We start from the raw sequence: 17,873 nt of genomic DNA on the forward strand, positions 1-17,873 counted from the left end.
TTTCAACTATGCGGGTAGTAAAAACCATCATACTGGATTGTGAAAGAATGAAATACAACCATACAGGATTGTATCATTTCTGCTTGCACCTCGGACAGGCATTGTTGTATATGAAACTTCCGGAAGAATCATTGGTGTTTTATACCGACAAAACGAATAAGGGAATTTTTGGGCCGAATGAAAAATACCTCCTGCAACAACCCCTTCACAAGATTTTTTTGCCATCAGTGAAAAAGTACAATGTTTGGCATACTACTCACCAGGATAGTATGTACCAACCCCAAAATGGTAAAATACCTGTTGTGCTTACTATTCATGACCTGAATTTTCTGAAAGGAAACCTTAAAAATCACGCAAAGCAACATGCATATCTTAAACGGTTGCAACAGAAAATAAATAAAGCAGATCATGTGGTTGCTATTTCGAATTATGTACTGAATGATTTGAAAGAACATATTAATATTGGAAATACACCCGTCTCGGTAATTTATAATGGATGCAATATTACCCCGATACCTAAGCTGCTTGCACCTGAACATGCTCCCCAACATCCATTTTTATTTACCATTGGTACCATTACAGAGAAAAAGAATTTCCATGTACTTCCACAACTATTGGTAAACAATACATTTGAGCTTTTGATAGCAGGTGTTGTACAAGATAAAAATTACCAGCAGGTAATTATGGCAGAAGCCACCCGTTTAGGGGTTTCTGATCGGGTGCATTTTGTTGGTGCTATTTCTGAAAACGACAAACAATGGTATTATAAACATTGCAGCGCCTTTGTTTTTCCATCTATTGCAGAAGGTTTTGGATTGCCTGTAATTGAGGCAATGGCATTTGGCAAACCTGTTTTTTTATCAACACATACGAGTTTGCCAGAGATAGGTGGCGAACATGCTTTTTATTTTTCCGGATTTGAACAGGAGTCTATGCAGGAAGTGTTGCATAAAGGACTTGCTGCTTATAAACAGAATAATAATGCAGCAGCAATAATTCAACACGCTCAACAGTTTAACTGGCGCACCGCTGCAGAAAAGTACCTGGAAATTTATCGTTCCTTTTATTGATTACTTAGTAGCATAGCCCCACAAGCCGGAAGGCATGGTATGATTTTCGAAACTGGTATACCCTTTATTATAAGTAGCATACTTTTTATCATTTCTTATTAAGTGTTTATGGAAACAGAATAAGAAAAATTTCACAACTAATCTAATGAACCCCTTACTGCCAGCTTGTTTGGCCCATAAACTCATCATTATGATCAGACTGTAATTAAATCCTCCTCTTGGATAAATGGAGTGACTTGAGAATCCGGTATTGGTAAAATGATTGGTGAGGGCATATGGGGTAAAGCGATGATGATCATGCGGAACCTCATGTAAAGAATAAATAAATGGAACAGAAAAGAAGATGCTGCCCCCTGGTTTTAGCACACGATGCATTTCTTTTAAAATAGCATCCGTATCATAATAATGTTCCAGGAATTCTGTTACAATGATCCAATCTATGGATGCATCTTCAAGTGGAATGGTATATCCATCCCAATACATATCAGGAACGACTTTATTATGGTAGTTTGAATATTGCAGATCCATTCCAGTATACTGCTCAATTTTTCCCGACTCCATCAGAAAGTCGCGGTATGGCATTACACCGCAACCCAGGTCGAGTACTTTACCGCCGATTTTTCCTTTAAGGTCCCGCACGGCTTCTATGAGTGAGCGTTGGATAAGGTAATATCCATAACCCAACTTAAGGGTTGGCTTGATGTATACTTTTTCAATTTGTTTCTTATCCATGTGCAGCCTTGCAATTAATGCGTTTGATAATATGTTATCAGCGAAACTTTTTCCTGGCCCTTACAATAGGTGAATCAATGATTTTTAATAAATAGAGTGGGTAGAGAATTGGGGTAATGATGAACCGCATGATATCTACCTCATAACGCTCTTTTATGTATGATAAGCGAATTAGCTTTTGCAGATAGAAATCCGAATGTTTTTTAGCGATATACTGCTTATTGAGGGTTATCCGCTCTTCCTGATTATATCCGGTAATGACAGAATTAGCTACAATTCTATAATAGAAAAGTTTTTCATCCAGGAAGTAAAAATGAAATCCATTAGAAGCTGCATTGATCCAGAACTCCCAATCTTCAAAACCATAAAAGGGTATATCTGTATCGTAACCACCATTCTTTTCCCAAACGGTTTTCTTATAAACAGCACAGGCATCAGCAAAATTGCCCGTTGCAATATTCAGGTCATCATATTTCCTGACTTTATATTGTCTCTTTCGTTGCGATAAATCGCCAAAAAATATGGGTCTTGCATACACAATGTCAACCGCTTTTTCGGTTAGAATTGGGATGGCCTTATTAATATAATCGGGGGTTATTTTATTATCGGCATCAAGCGGTAAAATATAAGTTCCTTTTGATGCTTTAACACCTGTATTCCTTGCGCTGGCCGGACCCCCATTTGTTTGAAAAATAACCTGGTATCCGGCTGTTTTTAGTGCTTCAAGTTTTTGTAAAGTGGGCTGATCGGTGGATCCGTCGTCAACAATGATGATTTCTACCGGGTAATTTATTTTATCAATTTCAATACTATCTAAAGCCTCTTGTATATATGCCCCATGATTATAGCATGGAATAACTACCGATACCAGGGGATTTGTTTGATCCATGAATTTTGAGGGGGATTATGACTTGTTTTCCATTTCGTGTGCCGATACTTCTTTTTCACGCTTCCACCATCTCCATCCGATATAACCCATAATGGCCAATGGGGCACCTGCCAGGTAAATGATGGCAGAATTCAATGCTTTGGCCGGGCCTTCACCCAATTGTGAAGCCGTTTTGGTACAGATCGAACACTGCGCCATAGATAACTGACTGATCAGCAGCAACAAACCCACACAAATCACCATCTTAAATACCTGCGCCATAACCGGAATGTTTATACAAAGATACTGAATAGTGGAAAAACAGAGGAACAGAGAAATAAGGAACAGAGAAATAAGAAATAAGGAATAAGGAATGAGAAAGTAAAGCGCCTGTCTTCTCACTTTGGACATTTCTCTGTTCCTTATTTCTCTGTTCCTCTGTTTTTCTTATCTTTCTTCCTTAACCTGATTCCATGGAACAACGTCGTCGTTTTTTACAGCGGGTGGGACTGCTGGCCGGAGCTTTTTCAGCGAATAGTCTTTTTCAGCAGTTACATGCTGCCGAATGGGAAGCTGCCCAAAACAGGGTTGCTGCTTTATCGGCCGGGGAAATTGCTTCAGATGAAGATTACTGGAGTGTTATTCAGCAAGGGTTTACCGTAAACCCAAACCTGATAAACCTGAATAATGGGGGTGTTAGTCCTTCCCCAAGGGTGGTACAGGAAGCAGTTGAGCGGTTTAATAAATTATCGAATGAAGGGCCCTCTTATTATATGTGGCGCATTTTGGATCAGGGGAGGGAGCCGCTTCGGTATAAGCTGGCAACCCTTGCAGGATGCACTCCGGAAGAAATAGCGATTAACAGAAACGCTACAGAGGCATTGAATACTGTCATTTATGGAATTGATTTAAAAGCGGGTGATGAAGTAATTGGAACCAAGCAGGATTATCCCAATATGATTCAAGCCTGGCGTCAGCGTGCTTTAAGAGAAGGAATCGTTTACACCCAGTTGAATTTTGATTTTCCTATTGAGAACGATGAAACAATTGTGGCCGCTTTTGAGAAAGCGATTACTCCTAAAACAAAAATCCTTCACCTCACCCATATCATCAACTGGATCGGTCAGATTTTGCCGGTAAAAAAAATTGCGCAAATGGCGCATAGAAGAGGCATCGAAGTTGTTGTGGATGGGGCACACTCATTTGGACTACTGGATTTTAAGATACCGGATCTTGAATGTGACTATTTTGGTACCAGTTTACATAAATTTCTGAGCGCCCCGATTGGAAGTGGGATGCTGTGGATCAAAAAAGAAAAAATTGAAAAAATCTGGCCACTGGTTTGTAACGACAAACCAAGAAGCAGTGATATCAGAAAGTTTGAAACCCTTGGTACCAGAAGCTTTCCTATTGAACAGGGGATCGGTGAGGCATTGAACTTTCACAATGCTATCGGACCTAAAAGAAAAGAAGAACGTATCCGCTACCTCAAAAACTATTGGGCCGAAAAAGCCGCTAAAATTCCTGGAGTAAAAATCCATACCTCATTCAAGCCTGAGTATTCATGTGCTATTTGCGGGGTATCTGTTGATGGAATGACACCAGCACAACTAGATCAGGCATTGTTTAATACCTATAAAATACACACAGTAGGAATTGTCTGGGAAAATATCAGTTGTGTGCGCGTAACACCTCATGTGTACACCAAATTACAGGATCTTGATAAGCTGGTGTTTGCGCTGGAAGAAACTGCAAAGAAGAAAATGTAGGATGTCGGATCGCTGATGTCGGATTTGAAAGACACATCCGACATCAGCGATCCGACATCAGACATTCCTAAGAAGCTTTCGCTGCTGCTTTTTTTGCTTTTACTGCAGTTGCTTTAGCGTTTGCAGGGCGGCTTTTGCCAAATGACCCTTTAAATCTTTTACCTTTTGCGGTTTTTTTATCGCCTCTACCCATGGTACAGTTATTTAAGAATGAATAATAGTGAGGTGCAAAAATAGAAAAACCCCGCGAAAGCGGGGTTCAATTCTTTTAATGAGCCCGGATTAGATCTTAGCGCTCAGTTCTTTACCAGCTTTGAAGCGGGCAACTTTTTTAGCTTTGATTTTGATAGTCTCACCAGTTTGTGGGTTACGACCTGTACGAGCAGCGCGCTTAGATACAGAGAAAGTACCGAAACCTACCAGTGTAACTTTATCACCTTTTTTCAGGGTTTTGGTTACTGTATCAACAAAAGAATCTAAAGCAGCATTTGCTTGTGTTTTTGTAATACCTGCATCTTCTGCGAGTTGTGCGATCAATTCAGCTTTGTTCATAGATGTGTTTTTAGATGTGTTTTAATAAGAGAAACAAATTTATTGGCTTTTGGCAAACAGCAAAATATTTTTCCAACTTTAGAAATATTTTCTGAATGCATAAAACCCTGCCCGGTAAAGGATTTCAGCCGATTATGCAAAATCGGGTGGTTAAACTTTAGTTGCAATAAACCGCTGAAACCCTTTATTTTCAATGCTTTCAGAGAATATTCGCTGAAAATCAATACCGTAGCGGGTTTCAGGACAATATAGCGAAGTTTTGTGATTGACAAAATGATTTTGCAAAACTATCCACACTCAATTCACAACTTGCATAAGGGAGCGAAAACCAACAAATTGGTTGCCCCATTCATTCAGTGCATCCTGCCTTAATGCAGCGGCAAACTCTTCAATATACCGATCATAAGCTTCTTTGCTGGGAGCAAAGTATTGGGTAGCATAGGTTGGTCCCTCAGTTTCATCTACTTCCAATACACGCACAAACCGAAACTCAGAAAAACAACCGGTTTCCATTACTTCTGGTATATGCTTCGATTTCATCCAGTTAACCCAGCGCTCATGTATTGGCCAGGCCAACTGTATGGTAACATTATAGATATACATGAAAAAGTAGTTTATTTCTATTAAACGGTAAAAGCAGCATAAATCGGACAATGATCGCTGTGTTTTACATCCGGGTAAATAGCGGCTTCTTTCAACTGATTATTAAGGTTGTCGGTAATACTGATATAATCAATTCTCCAGCCCTTATTCTGTAAGCGCACAGACGGGAATCGCTGGCTCCACCAGGAATACGCCCCTTTAGCTTCCGGATTAAGGAAACGGAAGCTGTCTGTCCACTTATTCGACAGAAACATATCCATCCAGGCCCTTTCTTCGGGTAAGAAACCGGAAGACTTTTTATTTCCCTTTGGATCATGGATATCCGTTTCGGTATGCGCTATATTATAATCACCAGTTACAATTAATTTTTTTCTGGTTTTACGTAAAGCCTGTACATACGCAAAGAACTCATCCAGCCATTGGTATTTATAAGTCTGCCTTTCATCGCCACTTGTACCAGAGGGGAAATAGGCATTTATCAATGTAATGTCTCCAAAATCCGCACGAATCACCCTTCCTTCAAAATCACTTTGCTCAATGCCATTTCCATAAAGCACTTTATCGGGTTTAATCTTTGTAAAAATGGCTACGCCACTGTATCCTTTTTTTTGAGCGGAGAACCAGAAAGTCTCATAGCCAAGTTTTTCTATCGCAGCAACATCGGCATCTTCTTTCGTGGCTTTTGTTTCCTGTAAACAAATGATATCTGCAGGGTCAGTTGCCAGCCAGTCTGTAAATCCTTTTTTCATAGCGGCCCTTATGCCATTAACATTGTAGGATATAACTCGCATAAACAATCTTTTATTGGTAAAATTTTGTAAACGCAATCATCATTAACTGATTGAGTTTTTCAATATCTAAAGATGCATCAAAAATAGCAATACGTTCAGGTAAAAAATTGCCTTTGGCAACTGCTATTCTTTTTTCGTCTAAATAAATCTCTTTCAGACTGTTTCTATCTGTACATAATATTGAAAATGGTTGATCGCCCAGATAGCCCTGAACCTTGTATTCACAAAAAACATTTCTGGTTGCTGATGAAGCATTAATGTTTACAACAGAACTACTATCGTAGCCATTACTTATTTTATTCAGGAAAATCTTTTTCTCTGGCATGCCAATATTCTTATAAATACTGAACCTCGCAATGGTATCTTTTTCTTTTAAAAGAACATGAACCGGACCAGATAAAAAATGCGTAAAAAGATCGGCTTCAGAAAGGTAATTAAAGTTGGGGTTAACTTCGTTGATCAACTTAATCGTATAATTCTTATCTCTTATCACATCTCTGCATTCCTGCCGTAACTGTACAAAATCAGAGCTGTTTATATTGCCCGTAGCAGTGATCACATTTTCTATGGGTGAATTGTCTGGTATATTCTTCTTCTTTCCTTTTGCAATCAACTCTTCATAAAACTTATCGCCCATCCTGATCATTTCTGATTTTCCATTATACTGGTAGGAATAAATATCTTTCTGCGACTTTGTTTGTAAAACAGGATATTTCCCGATTTCGGGCAGAATAAAATTATCTGCATAAAAAGCCGGTGCAACTTTTACTTCTATTAAGGCGGAGTTATTGGCAGTATCTAATAATTTCCCGATAGACAGGTTTAACATATCCGTAAACCCTTTAGGCGTAATTGCCAGATTACCAGCTATAATACCAAATCCATTACCACTACCTTGTCCCACACAAATGGTCAATCCATCATTAGAAATAACATTCTTTTTATGGTCAACAAATAAAAGTCCTACCTGAAATACTGACCTGGTTCGCTTAAATAAAAGTGAGTCATGAATATATTCAGGCTGATAGTAAAAGAAAGTAACCGGATCGTATTCATAAATGTCTACATAGAGATGTTGTGTAGTAGTATCGGCAGTAGTAAAGTAGATACTTTCAGTGCCTTTATCTTTTAAATTATTAATGGGAATAATTCTGATTGTAGTATCGGAAAGAACCGCATTTTTTTTATTCAGTAACTGATCAGTTAGTTGATTGATAAAAGTAGATCTGGTGGAAGGCAATGTCCAATAATTCATTATAGGTCCTAACATCGAAAATGTACGGACTTGTTCCAGTATGATGTTTTTTTGTGCACTTGCAGAAAGACTGATGCATAAAGTTGTTAGTAGAAGAAGGCTGAATTTTCTCATAAAACTGTTAAGTAAGGTTAGCTACCGTCTTTGACAGCAAATTTTGTGCTAATTTGAATTTTTATCAATATAGTACAGAAATGGAGAAAACAGAAAGATTCATACCGGCACAGGAGTCGGTATATTTAGACGGACCTAAGCCCAGGATTTATGAGTTAGGCTTTGCCTGGCAAATTTTTAAGCAATTTATCAAGGGGTTCAGAACCCTTCACTTTGTGGGACCTTGTATAACCGTATTTGGTTCTGCGAGGTTCAAACCAGATCATCCTTATTATCAGGCAGCGGTAACTTTTGGTAAGCGTATTGCTGAATTAGGTTTTACCACTATGACCGGCGGAGGACCAGGAATTATGGAAGCGGCCAATAAAGGGGCTTATGAAAACGGGGGACAATCGGTAGGTTGTAATATTAAACTGCCCTTTGAACAATATCCCAATCCCTACATGCATAAATGGATCACTTTCGATTATTTCTTTATCAGGAAAGTATTGCTGGTGAAATATTCTTATGCTTTTATCATCATGCCCGGCGGCTTTGGTACCATGGATGAATTTTTTGAAACGCTCACCCTCGCACAAACCAAAGTGATCAATGATTTTCCTATTGTCTTATATGGTAAAGATTATTTCCAGCCCTTACTGAACAGTATAGACGAAATGGCCGAGCATGGAACAATATCTGCAGAAGATAAAAAATTGATTTTCCTCACCGATGATATAGATGAAGCCATGCACTATATTCAAACCTACGTCCGCAAAAACTACACCGTAAAACCAAGAAGAAGATTGTGGTGGCTATTTGAGAAAAGGTGAAAAATTTCCAACAGAGAAATGTCCAACTTCGAACTTCGAAGTTATCGTTTTACGGGGAAAATTGGTTGCGAACTTCTAGCCATTGCCATCCGGGGAAATTTAACTGCGAACTGTTGGTGTCGCGTATGATGGAACACAGATCTTCATGATTTTCAGGATTTATCATGATAGATCTTGAAAATCATGAAGATCCGTGTTCTATTAATAGCAGATAGTGCATTTAGGGCAACCAAATATTTTTTTAAGCAACTGACTTTAAATTTTCTCCTCCTCTTTAATTTCATTAAAAGCAGGAAGTCTAATATAAGCACCCATCAAGGCTTGTAGCTTGCGGCATGCAGCTTGAAGCCAATTTCCCCGGACAACAATGCTTCGAAGTTCGACATTCGATATTCTTCTGTTTTTATTCTAACACCGGACTCAGCCATCTCTCCGCTTCTTCGAGTGGCATATTTTTTCTTCTGGCATAATCTTCCAACTGATCGCGTTGAATCTTACCTACACCGTAATACTGGCTTTGCGGGTGCGAGAAATACCAGCCACAAACGGAAGAGGCAGGATACATGGCCAGACTTTCCGTTAGTTCAATACCAATGGTTTCAGTGGCTTGCAGGAGTGCAAAGAGTTTATACTTTTCTGTATGATCCGGACAGGCAGGATAACCTGGTGCCGGACGTATACCTACATATTTTTCTTTGATCAGTTCATCATTAGTAAGACTTTCATTGGTATCGTAACCCCAATATTCTTTTCTCGTTTTCAAATGCAGGTATTCTGCAAAAGCTTCTGCTAAACGATCTGCTAATGCCTGTAACATAATTTTGTTATAGTCGTCGTGATTGGCTTCAAAGTTTTTGATATGGGTATCAATGCCATGAATCGTTACAGCAAAAGCTCCGATAAAATCTTTTTTGCCACTTGTTTGTGGGGCAATAAAATCAGCCAATGATAAATTCGGTTGTCCCGGCGCTTTTTTAATCTGCTGGCGCAAGAAAGATAATGTTGTATTTCCTTGCTGATGGGTAATTGTTATATCATCATCGGCACTTGCTGCCTCCCAGAACCCAATGGTTCCTTTTGCAGTGAGCCATTTTTCGCCGATTATTTTATCCAGCAGGGCATTGGCATCATTGTATAATTTGGTGGCTTCTTTACCTACAACAGTATCACTTAATATTTCAGGGAAGTTGCCATGCATTTCCCAGGCAATAAAGAAGGGTTTCCAGTCTATATAAGGTCTGAGTTCATTTAGGTCAAGGTCTTCAAATACTTTGGTACCGGTAAACTGAGGTGTAACAGGGGTGAAGCTGTTCCAGTCGATATTTGCCTTGTGTTGCAATGCATCCTGGTAAGAAAGGTATTGCTTCACTGTTTTTTTATTATCAAAACTTTCTTTCAGTTTCACATACTCATCTGTAATGGATTGAAGAAAGGGTTGTTTTTGTTCTTTGTTTAATAATGATCCTGCTACCGTAACACTTCTCGAAGCATCCAGTACATGCACCACACCATGCCCATATTCCGGTGCAATTTTAACCGCAGTATGCATGCGAGAAGTAGTAGCACCGCCAATCAGTAAAGGCTGTGTCATGTTCCGGCGCTTCATTTCCTTGGCAATATGTACCATTTCATCGAGCGAAGGCGTAATAAGACCACTTAAGCCAATGATATCGGCATTTTCTTTTTGTGCTGCTTCCAGAATTTTGTCGGCAGGAACCATTACACCGAGGTCTACAATATCGTAGCCATTACAGCCTAATACAACTCCTACAATGTTTTTACCAATATCATGTACATCACCTTTAACGGTAGCCAATAAAATCTTGGCTGCCCCTGCAGTTTCTGTATTGGTAGTGCCTGCAGCGAGGTGTGCCAGTCTTTTTTCTTCTTTTTCTGCTTCAATGTATGGGGTAAGAACGGCTACACTTTTCTTCATAACACGTGCACTCTTTACCACCTGTGGAAGAAACATCTTACCTGCGCCAAAAAGGTCACCGACAATATTCATTCCATCCATTAACGGCCCTTCAATTACATCTAATGGCTTAGGATATTTCTGGCGTGCTTCTTCTGTATCTGCTTCAATATAATCGGTGATGCCGTTGATGAGTGAGTGTGCCAGTCTTTTTTCAACAGGCTCATTGCGCCATGCTTCATCTTTTACTTCAACCTTGCCTTTTGCTTTAACGGTTTCTGCGAAAGCGATGAGTTTTTCTGTGGCTTCGTTGTTGTCGTTGTTTTTATTCAGCAGCACATCTTCACAAAGCTGGCGAAGTGTTGGTTCTATTTCATCATATACCACCAGTTGACCGGCATTCACAATACCCATATCCATACCGGCTTTAATGGCATGTAATAAGAATACGGAGTGAATAGCTTCTCTCACATGATCGTTACCCCTGAATGAAAAAGATACGTTCGATACACCCCCGCTTACTTTGGTAAGGGGCATCAGTCTTTTAATTTCACGGGTGGCTTCAATAAAATCAACTGCGTAGTTATTATGCTCTTCAATACCCGTTGCTACGGCAAATATGTTTGGATCGAAAATGATGTCTTGAGGCGGAAAACCTACTTTCTCAGTAAGAATTTTATAGGCACGGTGACAAATTTCAATTTTTCTGTCTTTGGTATCTGCCTGTCCAACTTCATCAAACGCCATTACAATAACGGCTGCACCAAATGCTTTACAGATAAATGCCTGTTCAATAAATTTTTCCTCTCCTTCTTTCATGGAGATAGAGTTCACGATACATTTACCCTGCACGCATTTTAGTCCTGCCTCAATGATCTCGAACTTAGAACTGTCGATCATAATAGGTATACGGGCAATATCTGGTTCACTCTGAAGCAGGTTGAGGAAGGTAGTCATGGCTTTAACCCCGTCGAGCAGGGCATCGTCCATATTTACATCCAGCACCTGAGCACCGTTTTCAACCTGTTGTCTGGCAACGGAGAGGGCTTCTTCGTATTTATTTTCCCTGATTAGTCGGGCAAATTTTTTAGATCCTGTAACATTGGTACGTTCGCCAACATTTACAAAGTTGGTTTCGGGGCGAACAACAAGTGGTTCTAGTCCTGATAACCTTAGGTAAGGCTTGATAGTAATGGTTTCGCTCATGTCTGGTCTTGATTAAGCCAATGAAGTTTCAACTTCCGGAACTGCTCTTGGAGTAATTTTTTTAACGTTGTCTGCAATATGTTTAATGTGGTCGGGTGTTGTACCGCAACATCCTCCTACAATGTTTACAAAACCTTGTTTGGCCCATTCTTCAATAAAATGGGCTGTTTCGTGTGGTGCTTCATCATATTCTCCCATAGCATTTGGTAAACCTGCATTGGGGTAGGCAGAAGTATAACAGGCGGCTATCTGACTCAACTCTTCAATATGTGCACGCATTTCAGAAGCACCTAATGCACAATTTAAACCAACACTTAAAGGTTCGGCATGCATTACAGAGGTATAAAAAGCTTCCAGTGTTTGTCCGCTAAGTGTTCTGCCGGAAGCATCTGTAATGGTTCCGCTGATCATGATCGGAAGTTCAGGGATACCTGTTTCGCGGAAGAATTGTTTAGCGGCGAAAATGGCTCCTTTGGCATTGAGGGTATCAAAGATGGTTTCTATTAATAAAATATCTACCCCACCATCTACCAGTCCTTTGATTTGTTCTTTGTAAGCTGTTACCACTTCGTCAAACGTAACTGCTCTGTATCCGGGGTTATTTACGTCTGGTGAAAGACTCAATGTTTTGTTCAATGGACCGATGGCTCCTGCTACATATTTTTCAGTTGTACCTGGATTTTCTTCCATGAATTCTTTCACTGCATCTTTGGCGCATTTTGCTGCAGCAACATTTAATTCATAAGCCAGTGATTGCATGTCGTAGTCGGCCATGGCAATGGTGGTGCTGCTGAATGTATTGGTTTCAATGATATCTGCCCCGGCTGCCAGGTATTGTTTGTGAATACCTTTGATGATGTCTGGTTGCGTAATACATAAAAGGTCATTATTACCCTTTACATCGCAATGCCAGTCTTTGAATCGTTCTCCACGATAATCTGCTTCTGTAAGTTTATGACGCTGAATCATGGTACCCATGGCTCCGTCGATCACTAAAATTCTCTTTTCGAGTGCTTTTCTAATACTCATACCGCTGTATTTAACCTTTTGGTTATTACTAAAGTGGTCGGACTAAAAAACGTAGGAGAAGTACCTTTGGGGTCTTTTGTACGTTTATTAGTTCGATTTTTCTCAGCCAAAGGCTGAAAAGCAGGCCGAACAATAAACAAATCCGCCTGTGTAGAATACAAAGATAGCAAAAATGCAATAAAAAACCCCGGCAACAGCGTGCCGGGGTTTTTAGCTTCAAGCCTCAGGCTGCAAGCTTCAAGCTATTGCAGTCTGGGGAAATTTGACCGCGAACTATAAGTGTCGAGTACGATAGAACACAGATTTTCATGATTTTCAGGATCTATCATGATAAATCCTGAAAATCATGAAGATCTGTGTTCTATTAAAAGCAGAAAGTCTATAATAAGCACCCATCTAAGCTTGTAGCTTGCGACTTGAAGCTTGAAGCTAGAACTACGCCGCTCAAAAACCTACGATTTCTTCCGTCCTATATTGAATATCCGCGAAATATTAAAGCCCCATCTGATATCGCCTTTACCCCATGAACCAAAAGTTTCATGTATGAATGTATGCTCGTTCATACCAATGGAATTGGTAAAATGTAGTTGGAATACGTGGCCGCCGGTTTGTATATCAACGCCTATTGATAAAGGGTTGTAGGTTCCGTCGAATCGTTGGGTTTGAACAAAATATTCCGCATTAATACTTACTTTTTTGCTCACTTTCTGGCGGGCCAGAAATCCAATAGATAGCAGATCCTGCGAACCTCCTGTAAGGAATAATTTTCTATTGTAACGGGTGTAAGTCGGCGATATTTGTAAAGAGGTATGTTCATTGAATTTTCTGGCGATCATTAATTGCGCCGTATAATACATCCTGTCTTTTGTTTTCACGTTTAGTGTAGGATCTGAATACCGTATTCCCCTGTAGGCAGTAGCACCTAAAACGGTAATGGTAACAGGCACATTTTTTACCCCAGCCTGTTGCCTTAGAATGCGGTATTTTAAAAAGGCATCACCTTCTTTGTTTGTTCCGGTTCTGCCGATGCCTATCATAAGGTTATCGGATAATCCGAAATCAAAACCGATACGGGCGGAAACAAAGTCTAAACCAAAGAGATTATAAAAGCCCTGGTTAAGAGGTGCAAAACGGTGGTTGATGCGGAAATCCATACTGCCTTTTCCGGTTATTTCTACTGTTTGTGTGGTAACCAAACGGGTAGAATAGAAAGTATTTAATACTGCTTCTGATTTGTTTTTGTCGTCTGCAGCATTGGTACTATCCTGCATTTTAAACAGGTCAACTTGCTGTGCATTGGCAATTAAAGTGGTACAGGCCAGGCAATAGATTGCCAGTGACCTTTTTAACAGGGTCTTCATACAGTTGGTTTATATTGATAAAATGATTACTGGTACTGACAGCTAACTTCTACTTCAACTTTTTCTGTAACAGATGAAGCGTCAATCTTAAAGTCTTTGAGGTTAATGGTAAATGATCCACGGGCATTTGGCTTACCTGCTTTTATTTCTATTACGCCATTTACGGTAACATTTTTTGTAACACCATGCATGGTAAGATCGCCCTTTACACTTACTTTATAGCTGCCGTCTTTGGCAAAATTTACATCTTTCAGATTGCTGATAGTTCCTTTGAAATCGGCCCTTGGAAACTTGGTACTTTCAGCATATTGGTCGTTAAAGTGTTCCTGCATTTCTGCAAGTTTGAACTTAAAGCCCTTCATCAGCAGGCTGAAAGTTAACTGCCCATTATCTGCAACCCTGCTGGTTACTTCATTGTTTACTGCTTTCACATCACCATCAGTAGGAGATTCGAATGTGATACGTCCATTTCTGGTACCAAATACTTTCTGTGCCTTGGCCTCATTTCCTGCGAATACGAACAGGAACAATATGGCTATAACTTTCATCAGTTTCATAAAATTTATCCTTGCTTATTTTACTAATACACCTTCGTTAATGACCACATTTGCATCTGGAATATATCCGGTACAAATGCCTTTAAATGTAATATTGTCGCCCGCCTTCAGCGTACCTGGATCTGTTTTAAACGTACAGTTAATGACAAAAAACGGATCATTCGTTTTAAAATCTACGACAATATTACCATCCTGGTTTGTTGTAGTGGCTACTACTTCACCCGTAATTTCAATGGCCTTATCGAGATATAGGGTGTTGGCTTTGGCTTCATCCGCTACAAAAGCTTCAAATAACTGCTGAGCCGACACCTGAATGCCTTTTTCTTTTGCTACATCGCGGTGCTCACGCGAATAAACAAAGTATATGGTAAGCGCTGCAGATAAAGCGATGCCGAGAGCCGCAATCCAAAATAGTTGTTTCGCTTTACCCCAATTGCGAAGTATGTAAATCAACAAGCCTGCATAAGGTACCAGTACCAAAAATGCCATCCATGCCAATTTGGTATTTTGATCCAGATCACTTCTATTAAAGAGCTTTACCAGAGCAAGGATCAAAATAATAACCCAAATGATGCCTGCGCAAATCAATCCCGCTACAATACCTGCAAATTCCATGTTTCTTTTGTTTAGATGGATGAATACAACCGGCCTTTTACCCTTTAAATATACAAAAAGGGCCGGCGGCAAATTCAATGTTTAAACTGCAAATTAGTTAATTCCATCAATACCAACAATTACGCATGAGTGTGGCAAAGGTTGCCTGAGACTAAAATTTTGTTATTTCACGTACTGTTGTACAGGTAAGCGGTTGGCAATACTGCGGGCAAGGGTCATTTCATCCGCATATTCCAGTTCTCCGCCAAATGCTATACCACGGGCAATAGTGGTAACGCGACAGGAGAGATGAGCCAGTTTTTTCTGGATATAATATATGGTAGTATCACCCTGAATATTAGGGTTAAGTGCAAAAACCAATTCTTCTGTTTCTTCTTTTTCAATTCTTGTAATCAGCGATTCGATACTTAACTGATCTGGTCCAATACCATCAAGTGGAGATATAATACCCCCCAGCACATGATAGGCTCCATTAAACTGTTGGGTACTTTCTATGGCGATAACATCGCGGATATTTTCTACCACACAAATCAGTTTCTGGTTGCGCATTGAATTGGCACAGATTGAACAAATATCACCATCACTGATATTATGACAACGCTGGCAAAACTTGATATCCCTTCGCATCCGCGCAATGGTTTCCCCAAAATGCTGAACATCATTTACATCCTGCTTAAGTAAATGCAGCACCAGCCTCAATGCCGTCTTCTTACCAATACCAGGTAATTTGGCAAACTGCGCTACCGCATTTTCAAGAAGTGATGAAGGAAGTTGCATTTGGCAAAGATAGGGAGGAAGGGTGAGGTTCAGGCTGCAAGCTGCAGGCCGCAAGCTGCAAGTTATTAGTCATTGCTGTCGGGGGGAACAGCTTCTAGCTACTGGCTTCTAGCTGCTAGCTTTTTTTTGCTATTCATTTAACCACCCAAAGTGTAAATATGGTAGTTGAATTTTTATTTTAAGTAGGATTTTTACAAAACAAATTCGCAAGCCCTGTCATTTATTCAAATAAAAGCAGAAAACCTAAAACAGGCACCAATCAAGGCTAGCAGCTAGGGGCTAGAAGCTCGCAGCCTATTTTCCCCGGACAGTTCTGGATATGATAGAACACGGATTATCATGATAGATCATGATAATCTGCGTTCTATTAGTAGTAGATAATTCATTTACAGCAAACCAATCGTAACCTCATTATCCCAATTAGCGCGGATACTAAGGGGGCGGGGGATGCTTATTACCTTTTCGGGTTGAAGTTTTTTTCCGGAACCAAACTGGCCAGTATCCCATTTACCGTTTTTATTGGCATCATACAAAATCCTTAATTCATAAGTCCCGGGTTTGAATCTTTTAATAGTAAAATCGTTGGTGTTAATCGGATAGGACGCAATAAGTTCATCATTTCTTACAATTTGCAACACCGGATTTTGCGATGGATTCAGGTTTGTAAACCTGAATCGGATAGTTCCATACTCGGTTTCTTTTCTTGTTGCAATTCTTAGTGTATCTGCTTTGGTTAACATTACCGAATTGGTATCAGCAAAAGCTTCTTTCTGAATTACCAACTTGTATACATTATTTTCTTTCCAGGGATAATCAATAATGAGTTTTTTACGGGTTGAGTCTAACTGAACCGTGTATCCTTTTATGTCTGCAAAATTGCTATCCGTTAATTGAATTTTAGTAGTGTCAACTGAAAAGAGTTTTCTGTTGAAATACAATGGTAAGCCAGCCATTAAATCCTGCTGCCCATTATCCAAATCGGGCAGATACCTTAATCTTCTGTCATCCCTTATATTGGCTGGCAATGCAGCACCATCACCCGATGATTTTGTAAGCTTGGGAGATTGGATGAACGCATAAAACGTATCTGAAGGCGTATTAGTGCTAACCAGCACAGGGTCATTCCTGAAAGCAAAAAGTTCAGTGCTGTCGAAGACTTTATTATAACTGTTTTTATTTACCACATAGGCTGCAAAATTTCCCGCAGGTAAGTTTTGAAAATTAAATTCTCCCTTACCATTGAGTCGGGTATAAAAACGCGGTTGTAGTTTTTCAATGGCTGAATCTGCAAGATTGCGGTGCAACACTACCCATAATGTACTATCTACCTTACCTGTTTGGGCCACAATTACTTTGCCAGTATAACTGTTATAATCGATAGTTGGTCCGGTAGAAAAAACATACCGGAAATTTTTAGCGATGTTACCTTCATTTACATCCTGGATGGAATTGCCAAAGTCGATAGCGTAGGTTGTATTTGCTTCGAGTGAGTCGCGAAAGCGAATGGTTACATTCCTGAGTTTGTAATCTGCCAAAGGAGGTGTTTTCACCACCGGAGAATAAATCAGGTTTTCAAAAGGGTTCTCCAGTTTGACGAACTCATCGAAACTGAGGGTAATATTCTTTGTTTTTACATTAACTGCAGAATCCTTTGGCATTGCCGTAACCAATCTTGGCGGCAAACTGTCGCGGGGACCACCACCCGGAGGAACAATATTGGCACATGAACTGGCCAAACCAAGCAATGTGGTATACAAGGCCAGTAATAAGGTATAGGAAGTTAAATGGTTAATTCGTTTCATGAATGTTGCAAACTTACAGGCTTTCTGCTGAGCTATGGAAGCTTC

General features: G+C 39.8%; 18 protein-coding genes. 3 read left to right on the plus strand and 15 right to left on the minus strand.

Going from position 1 to position 17,873, the window contains the following annotated elements; all coding sequences use genetic code 11:
* Positions 1 to 8 precede the first annotated feature (8 nt).
* Entirely contained in the window at positions 9 to 1,070 is a 1,062-nt protein-coding gene (locus ACH30E_RS03315; RefSeq protein ID WP_490823642.1) for a glycosyltransferase family 4 protein, read from the plus strand.
* On the opposite strand, the gene ACH30E_RS03320 is transcribed toward ACH30E_RS03315, so the two are convergent.
* The 3 genes from ACH30E_RS03320 to ACH30E_RS03330 are packed head-to-tail and all read right to left on the minus strand — an operon-like array spanning position 1,071 to position 2,952.
* Positions 1,071 to 1,802, minus strand: coding sequence for a methyltransferase domain-containing protein (locus ACH30E_RS03320; RefSeq protein WP_490823643.1), 732 nt, complete (start codon positions 1,800 to 1,802; stop codon positions 1,071 to 1,073).
* A 37-nt stretch (positions 1,803 to 1,839) separates the two neighbouring features.
* On the minus strand, positions 1,840 to 2,691 hold the full coding sequence (locus tag ACH30E_RS03325) for a glycosyltransferase family 2 protein (RefSeq protein ID WP_490823644.1): 852 nt from the start codon (positions 2,689 to 2,691) through the stop codon (positions 1,840 to 1,842).
* Positions 2,692 to 2,706: 15 nt separating this feature from the next.
* On the minus strand, positions 2,707 to 2,952 hold the full coding sequence (locus ACH30E_RS03330) for a hypothetical protein (protein WP_294988527.1): 246 nt from the start codon (positions 2,950 to 2,952) through the stop codon (positions 2,707 to 2,709).
* Positions 2,953 to 3,143: 191 nt separating this feature from the next.
* Here ACH30E_RS03330 and ACH30E_RS03335 point away from each other — a divergent pair, with 191 nt between their 5' ends.
* Positions 3,144 to 4,439: an aminotransferase class V-fold PLP-dependent enzyme gene (locus ACH30E_RS03335; protein ID WP_490823645.1), complete on the plus strand. Its 1,296-nt coding sequence runs from the start codon at positions 3,144 to 3,146 to the stop codon at positions 4,437 to 4,439.
* A 67-nt stretch (positions 4,440 to 4,506) separates the two neighbouring features.
* Here ACH30E_RS03335 and ACH30E_RS03340 read toward each other — a convergent pair whose 3' ends face one another.
* From ACH30E_RS03340 to ACH30E_RS03360, 5 genes are all read right to left on the minus strand, one after another.
* A complete protein-coding gene (locus tag ACH30E_RS03340) occupies positions 4,507 to 4,632 on the minus strand; it encodes a 30S ribosomal protein THX (RefSeq protein WP_294988521.1) in 126 nt (41 codons plus the stop codon).
* 89 nt (positions 4,633 to 4,721) lie between these two features.
* Complete coding sequence (locus tag ACH30E_RS03345; RefSeq protein WP_133474259.1) at positions 4,722 to 4,991, minus strand: HU family DNA-binding protein; 270 nt, start codon at positions 4,989 to 4,991, stop codon at positions 4,722 to 4,724.
* A gap of 297 nt (positions 4,992 to 5,288) precedes the next feature.
* Entirely contained in the window at positions 5,289 to 5,594 is a 306-nt protein-coding gene (locus ACH30E_RS03350) for a DUF4286 family protein (protein ID WP_294988515.1), read from the minus strand.
* A 20-nt stretch (positions 5,595 to 5,614) separates the two neighbouring features.
* Complete coding sequence (locus ACH30E_RS03355; RefSeq protein WP_294988512.1) at positions 5,615 to 6,385, minus strand: exodeoxyribonuclease III; 771 nt, start codon at positions 6,383 to 6,385, stop codon at positions 5,615 to 5,617.
* A 10-nt stretch (positions 6,386 to 6,395) separates the two neighbouring features.
* Entirely contained in the window at positions 6,396 to 7,754 is a 1,359-nt protein-coding gene (locus tag ACH30E_RS03360; protein WP_294988509.1) for a hypothetical protein, read from the minus strand.
* An 80-nt stretch (positions 7,755 to 7,834) separates the two neighbouring features.
* On the opposite strand from ACH30E_RS03360, the gene ACH30E_RS03365 reads away from it, so the two are divergent.
* On the plus strand, positions 7,835 to 8,566 hold the full coding sequence (locus ACH30E_RS03365) for an LOG family protein (protein ID WP_294988507.1): 732 nt from the start codon (positions 7,835 to 7,837) through the stop codon (positions 8,564 to 8,566).
* A 403-nt stretch (positions 8,567 to 8,969) separates the two neighbouring features.
* On the opposite strand, the gene metH is transcribed toward ACH30E_RS03365, so the two are convergent.
* The 7 genes from metH to ACH30E_RS03400 form a co-directional block, all read right to left on the minus strand.
* Positions 8,970 to 11,687 carry a methionine synthase gene (gene metH, locus ACH30E_RS03370; protein WP_490823647.1) on the minus strand — a complete coding sequence of 906 codons (2,718 nt, stop codon included), beginning with the start codon at positions 11,685 to 11,687 and terminating at the stop codon, positions 8,970 to 8,972.
* A 12-nt stretch (positions 11,688 to 11,699) separates the two neighbouring features.
* Positions 11,700 to 12,716: a homocysteine S-methyltransferase family protein gene (locus ACH30E_RS03375; RefSeq protein WP_490823648.1), complete on the minus strand. Its 1,017-nt coding sequence runs from the start codon at positions 12,714 to 12,716 to the stop codon at positions 11,700 to 11,702.
* Between the two features lie 452 nt (positions 12,717 to 13,168).
* Entirely contained in the window at positions 13,169 to 14,077 is a 909-nt protein-coding gene (locus ACH30E_RS03380; protein ID WP_294988499.1) for a DUF5777 family beta-barrel protein, read from the minus strand.
* Positions 14,078 to 14,103: 26 nt separating this feature from the next.
* On the minus strand, positions 14,104 to 14,634 hold the full coding sequence (locus ACH30E_RS03385; RefSeq protein WP_294988496.1) for a YceI family protein: 531 nt from the start codon (positions 14,632 to 14,634) through the stop codon (positions 14,104 to 14,106).
* Positions 14,635 to 14,649: 15 nt separating this feature from the next.
* On the minus strand, positions 14,650 to 15,249 hold the full coding sequence (locus ACH30E_RS03390) for an OB-fold protein (RefSeq protein WP_490823649.1): 600 nt from the start codon (positions 15,247 to 15,249) through the stop codon (positions 14,650 to 14,652).
* Between the two features lie 162 nt (positions 15,250 to 15,411).
* Positions 15,412 to 16,026, minus strand: coding sequence for a recombination mediator RecR (recR, locus tag ACH30E_RS03395; protein ID WP_294988490.1), 615 nt, complete (start codon positions 16,024 to 16,026; stop codon positions 15,412 to 15,414).
* A gap of 386 nt (positions 16,027 to 16,412) precedes the next feature.
* The gene (locus ACH30E_RS03400) at positions 16,413 to 17,828 is read right to left on the minus strand and encodes an Ig-like domain-containing domain (protein WP_490823650.1); all 1,416 of its coding nucleotides are present in this window, start codon (positions 17,826 to 17,828) and stop codon (positions 16,413 to 16,415) included.
* Positions 17,829 to 17,873: the final 45 nt, after the last annotated feature.

The organism is Sediminibacterium sp. FW305-C-61 (assembly GCF_058231065.1).